Genomic DNA, 6,226 nt, shown 5'->3' with positions numbered 1-6,226 from the left:
ATCCCCCAGTACGAGGCAGGTTGCCCACGCGTTACTCACCCGTCCGCCACTAAGATTTAACAAGATTCCGCCGAAGCCTCATCAGCGTTAAATCTCCGTTCGACTTGCATGTGTTAGGCACGCCGCCAGCGTTCATCCTGAGCCAGGATCGAACTCTCACGTTTAAATGTATCTCATCACCGAAGTGACTTGATCGTTCGTCTGACCAGAACTTAAGCTTGGCTTTTGTTCTGTCCGTTTTACCTTTAGTTAGGTTGTTTTGTTCTCTGAAATTTCTTTTTTGGAATTTTCAGGGTTGCATTACTATTTTATTGTCAAAGTGCTTTGCTGTAGCTCGTCGCTCGCAGCTCAGTTAGATTATCATGTTGAAATACCAAAGTCAACACATAAATTTATTAAGAATTTATTAATTACAGGATTTTGGAGTCAAAAATGTCGTTTTTCAGCCGGGACAAGTCTCCAAAAACTCACTGTTTATGCGGCTTTCAGCCAGTACAATAAAAAATATAAATCTTTGAATTTTTCTCCAAAAATTTTTAAATTTAATGCTTTACACCCAAAATTCTTCTTATAAAAGAAGTCAATCTGGTTTTTCAGAATTAACGACGATGATTCCTATTACAACAAGTACAAGCGCAATAACGCCTGTATATGAGAATGCTTCCTGATTCTCATGAAGGAATAATGCTGAGAGCATCACTCCCATGACAGGATTCATAAATCCAAGGATCGAAACCCTGCTCACGGGGTTGTGTTTTAGCAGTATCCCCCACAGTGTGTATGCTCCTGCAGAGATAAATCCCATGTATATCAGGTTAAGTACACATGAAAAGCTTCCAAATACAAGGTGTCCACCCATGAAAAATCCTATGATGAAAAGAACAGCTCCTCCCAGCATAAACTGATAGCCGCTGAGAACAACAGGGTTCTCTTTTCGTGAGTATATCTTGATACAGCAGGATGAAAGGGCATAGAAAATCGCAGCAAGTAGCATTGCACCCTCTCCGGAGAGAGTAATCGCCTCTGCTCCGCTTATGGCTTTTACGCCTCCAAGTATCAGGAAAATACCTGCAAATCCAGTGACGCAGCCAATGAACTTTCTTAATGTAAATCTTTCAAAATGGAACAGATAAGCCGCAAGCAGTATGGCGAAGAAGTTCCCGGATGCATTTATGATGGATCCGCGGACACCTGTTATATGCGCAAGTGCCATAAAGAAGAAGAAATACTGTCCTATTGTCTGAAACAGGGATAGTACAGCAATACTTCTTAATGAATTGCGCTTAGGTAAAAGTAGCTTTTTTGCGAGGATTGATCCAAAGCCAACCGTCATTATCCCTGCAAAGAAAAAGCGTGCCCCTGCGAGCATTATCCTTGAAGCCGTATCATCTGAACTTATATGGAAGATTTCGTATGCAATTTTAATAGCCGGCGTTGCGCTGCCCCACAGAACACAGCAGAATAATGCAGTTAAAAATGTAATGGGGAACCACGCCCAGATAGATGTTTTCTCGTTTTTCATATTAGTGATGATAGCAAATCCTTAAATTTTTGTAAAAAAATGACGACACCTAAGTGCCGTCATCTAATTTAGGAGTTCTTTTCCTCTTCCATCTTCTTAATGAGTTTATCTATCTCTTCCTGAGAAAGCATAGTCATATCATTTGTATCCGCCATCTCGCCCTCCGTTCTTTGGCTCGTCGTTTTCTGTGAGAACATTTATATCACGCGAGCATGAGGATGTCATTAACAATATCGCAAGATATTATATCTTTCATGAATCCGACAAAACTTATAAATCCAAAGGACAATTTTCATGAATAATTACTTATTGCGTGGGTAATTATTTCATGAAGGAGCTCAGGAAATTGAAAGTATAGTTCAAATCAGGCCCCTTTATTTCAGTTCGGATACTTCTATTGAATTATATTTCGCATAGCCCTCATGAAGCATATTTGTTGAAAGCTCGCCATTTTCGGACTTTGTAAACTCATAGAGGTTATATTCACCGTTTTCATATTTATAGTCTTCGCCATTGTCCTGATAGTGTACATACCTTCCTGCACCGGGTGTAGTGAGGAGGATAAGCTTATCGTATGGCTTTTCACCGACATACTGAACACTTTCATAGGTAGGAATAATGCTGCCCTCCTTGATGTAGATAGGACATACTCCGAGAGGTGCATCCTTAATGAAGTATGTCTCTCCCTGCAATTTCTCGCCTGTCCAGTAGTCATACCAGGTTCCCTTGGGAAGATATACCATTTTCTTGGTTGCTCCCTGCATAACTACAGGTGAAACAAGGATGTTTTCGCCCACAAGGAACTCATCATTGAGATTATAGGTGTTCTCGTCATCCTCATAATGCAGAACAAGAGGACGCATTATTGGCAGTCCTGTCTCCTGACATTCATGGAAAAGATCATAAATATATGGTAAGAACTTGTAACGAAGCTCAACATACTTTCTATATATATTAGTTGTTTCCTTATTGAATTTCCAAGGCTCCTGATTTCTTGTACCCTTGGCAGCATGGTTTCTGAAGAAGGGTGAGAAAACAGCCGCCTGAATCCATCTGCAAAGCAGCTCAGAATTACAGGTTCCGCCAAAGCCGCCGATATCCGTACCGAGAAGGGCAAAGCCACTCATCCCAAGGCTGCACAGCTGTGGTATAAGCATCTGCAGATGTGCCCAAAGACTCTGGTTGTCGCCGGTCCAAACAGCAGCATATTTCTGAGTACCTGCATAGCAGGCTCTTGTAATTACAAGAGGTCTTTTGCCTGTCAGCTCCTTCATGCCGCTAAAGGTTGCCATATCCATGAAATGAGCATAAACATTGTGAACCTCCCTGTGATCAGTGGTCCTATCTCCAATATGGAATACAACATCACCGGGAAGCGGTCCCTCAAAGCTTGCAGGCTCGTTCATGTCATTCCAAACGCCCATAACACCCATATCCGTGAGGTTCTTATGGCTCTTAGCCCACCATTTTCTTACATCTTCCCTTCCAAAATCAGGAAAAGCGGAATCTCCAGGCCATACCTTATTGATATATAAGGATCCGTCCGCTGCTTTAGCAAAATAGTCGTTCTCGACACCTTCGTCATACATAAAATAGCCCTCTTCCTTTTTGGTGCCGGGATCGATGATAACTACAGGCTTAAAGCCCACTTTAGAAAGCTCTTCCATGAGCTTTCCTTTCTTTTCATAGAAGTTCTCATCCCATGTGAAGACTTTGAAATTGTCCATATAATCGATGTCATACTGCACAGATTCGCAGGGGATTCTGTTTTCTCTCATAGTGTATGCAACATCTCTGATGTCCTTTGCAGATTCATATCCCCAGCGGCACTGATGATATCCCAGTGTCCAAAGCTGTGGCATGGGCGTTCTGCCTGTAAGGTAGGTATACCCTTTGATAATTTCAGCCATAGACTCGCCGTGAATGTAGTAATAGTTCAGGTTTCCGTCGTCTGCTCCATATACAAAATAACTACTGTTTTCCTGTCCAAAATCAAAATATCCGTGGTAAGTATTGTCATAAAAAAGGCCATAAACTCCGTCCTTCTTCTTACATATAAAGAAGGGTATGGATTTATATAAGGCAGGAACAGCCTCTGTGTGAGCCAGCGGAATATCGGAGTTCCAGTTTTCAAAATAGTACTCTCTCTTATTGAGATAGCCTGTTTTATCACCAAGACCATAGAAGAGATCATCCTTGTCGATAGCCTTTAGATTCTGTACCTTGTACTCTCCATGGATAGATCCAAAGGCCTCATGCCCCTCAGCCTCAAGCTGCTGCATGGACTTTACACTTATTGTCTCACGGATTGTTCTGTCGCCTGTATAGTCAGTCATAAGGCCTTTACCCTTTTTATCTGTTACTTCAATCGCAAAGTCCTTCATTACCTTTATATTCACTTTTTTTCCGGAAATGCTCAGCTCATCTGCTGTCTTCTCCACTTTAAACTCGCAGGGAAGCGACTTGTCTCCCTCTACCGCAATTGACTCATAGCTGTCAGTTGCATAGGGAATCTCAAATCTTACGATTTCATCGGTAATAAAATAAATGTTTGCCTTGCCCTTTTCATAATCAAGGGTAAGCTTATTTCCTTCATACTTGTAGTCAGTTATCTTTCCTAATTTCATACTCTTTCCTTTTTCCGTTTATTTTCATACATTGCTTCATCGGCCTTTTTCAGCACATAACTAGCTGTATCCCCTTCTTCCCTTACACCTATTCCATAGGCAAAGTTGATGGGGAAATCGCCGTATTTAGGGTTACACTTTCCGTTCTTTAGCAGAGCCTCTGCTATCCTGCTTAATTCCTCTTTTGTATTTGAAGAAATAAGGCAAAACTCATCGCCTCCGATTCTGAAGAGCTTACCGCTTGCAGCATAGGCATCTGCAAGGGTTTTGGATGTCGCAAAGATATACCTGTCACCTGCTGCATGGCCCATCGTATCGTTGTAGCGCTTAAGATCATTCATATCTATCATCACAATCGTGGCATAATTATTCTTCATATGTGCGATGGTTTTCTCATACGCATTTCTGTTTGGCAGTCCTGACAAAAAATCCTTTTTATTATAGATCTCTGAAACTGCAAGATACATCAGCAGATAAGAAATACCAAACCCCAGCCAAAGGGTCTTTAGATCATAATTAATCCAGGAGGCAAGGAGTCCAATAAACATGGTCACACCGACAAACGTTGCGAGAAAAGTATCCTCATAATCAAAGGACTTTGCCAAAATCATATCTGCAAGCAAAATAAGGAAGGCCACAAAGCATAGAATATGCATTATGAGGCTCAATGGCTTGAAATACATGTTTGAGTTTTCATGATAAAACAGTATGGGATAAAAAATATTGATGATATCCATGACCGCAAGCAAGATTATAGTTGTAACGCCCACATAGTGTCGTATTTTCCTTATGCCATGCGCATAGATTGCAAAAAATGTACTAAGTGCAAGTGGTATCATAAGATAAACAATACATGTCACTAAATTCAGGATATAGTCTGTTTTTTCAGACTGGGGACACTTGTAGTAAATAACATACCAGAGCATATCAAAAGTATACAGCACAGCAAGAGCAATTCCGGAAACGATAATTCCCTTTTTTGCACTATGTTTAAGATGAATATTATTTAATGCCAGAACAACAACATATATAACAATTGATATTCCAACAATATCGGAAAACTCTAGCCATTCCATCATAATGTTTTATCCCCTACATAAAAGAAAAAAACCTTTTTAGCAGATGTTTTCTCCAATTGTGTTTGCCAATATTAATCGATAATAATCCTGAATACAATTATACTCTTAGGAATAATCTATTGCTACCGATATGATTATTAAAGAAATATTAACCGGGAAACGCACGACCTCTAAAACGTGTTATAATAAATATGATGGGGAGAACTGCATTTATGCAGTAAAAATAGTTGTGGGAGGTTCATCAATGCCAGAAACATCATCAATCAAGACAAAATTTGGGCTTACAGGTAATGCCCTTAAGGTCATAGCTATCATAGCCATGACCATAGACCACTCTGCATGGATCGGAGTAGTTGACTATGCTGAGGCTGAACAGCCTTTGCTTTTATTTTTACACACTATAGGACGCTTAACTGCTCCTATCATGCTCTTCTTTGTAGCAGAGGGCTATCATTATACTCATGACTTCGGAAAATACCTTGGCCGCATGGCTATCCTTGCCGTGGTGAGCCATTTCGCTTTTCTGTTTGGCTTTTATAATCCGGCCAACTTCAATCCTTTTGAAAATACGTTATTTAATACCACGAGCATCGCGTGGCCGCTTATGTGGGGACTTATCCTGTTGAAGGTATGGGATACCGAGCGGATCAATGTCCCTCTTAAGGTGCTGATCACAGTCCTGGCCTGCGTGGTTACTATAACGGCAGACTGGAGCTGCGCTGCACCCATGGCTATCCTTATGATGGGAAGAAGCCGTGGTAATTTCCACAGACAGATGCTGTGGCTCATGTCCATAACCACAATGTACGCAGTTGCTTTCTTTATTTTCAACAATAAGACCTACGGTATGCTGCATATGGCATGCTGGCTGGCTGTTCCGCTTCTGTATCTCTACAATGGACAGCGCGGCAAATTACGCTGGCTTGGTAAATTCTTTTATTGGTACTATCCGTTACACCTGGCACTTTTGGGCATTATCCTGAGAGTCTATATGTGAA

The 6,226-nt window shown here is 41.0% G+C and carries 5 protein-coding genes and 1 rRNA gene; 1 reads left to right on the top strand and 5 read right to left on the bottom strand.

Annotation, left to right across the window (positions count from 1 at the left end):
* The 5 genes from G587_RS0113875 to G587_RS0113855 all read right to left on the bottom strand — a co-directional run.
* A 16S ribosomal RNA gene (locus G587_RS0113875) occupies nt 1–164 on the bottom strand; the annotation flags it as partial.
* A 416-nt stretch (nt 165–580) separates the two neighbouring features.
* A complete protein-coding gene (locus G587_RS0113870) occupies nt 581–1,522 on the bottom strand; it encodes a DMT family transporter (RefSeq protein ID WP_051201045.1) in 942 nt (313 codons plus the stop codon).
* Nucleotides 1,523–1,590: 68 nt separating this feature from the next.
* A complete protein-coding gene (locus tag G587_RS26505; protein ID WP_255346148.1) occupies nt 1,591–1,719 on the bottom strand; it encodes a hypothetical protein in 129 nt (42 codons plus the stop codon).
* A gap of 177 nt (nt 1,720–1,896) precedes the next feature.
* Entirely contained in the window at nt 1,897–4,149 is a 2,253-nt protein-coding gene (locus tag G587_RS0113860) for a glycoside hydrolase family 31 protein (RefSeq protein ID WP_026492752.1), read from the bottom strand.
* Nucleotides 4,146–5,228 (bottom strand): GGDEF domain-containing protein, encoded by a 1,083-nt coding sequence (locus G587_RS0113855; protein ID WP_026492751.1) that lies wholly within the window; start codon nt 5,226–5,228, stop codon nt 4,146–4,148. Before G587_RS0113855 ends, G587_RS0113860 begins: the two co-directional genes overlap by 4 nt.
* A 244-nt stretch (nt 5,229–5,472) precedes the next feature.
* On the opposite strand from G587_RS0113855, the gene G587_RS0113850 reads away from it, so the two are divergent.
* Nucleotides 5,473–6,225, top strand: coding sequence for a TraX family protein (locus G587_RS0113850; protein ID WP_026492750.1), 753 nt, complete (start codon nt 5,473–5,475; stop codon nt 6,223–6,225).
* Nucleotide 6,226: the final 1 nt, after the last annotated feature.

The organism is Butyrivibrio sp. XPD2002 (assembly GCF_000423945.1).
Classification (GTDB): Bacteria; Bacillota; Clostridia; order Lachnospirales; family Lachnospiraceae; genus Butyrivibrio.
This window is presented reverse-complemented; position numbering and strand designations above follow the sequence as displayed.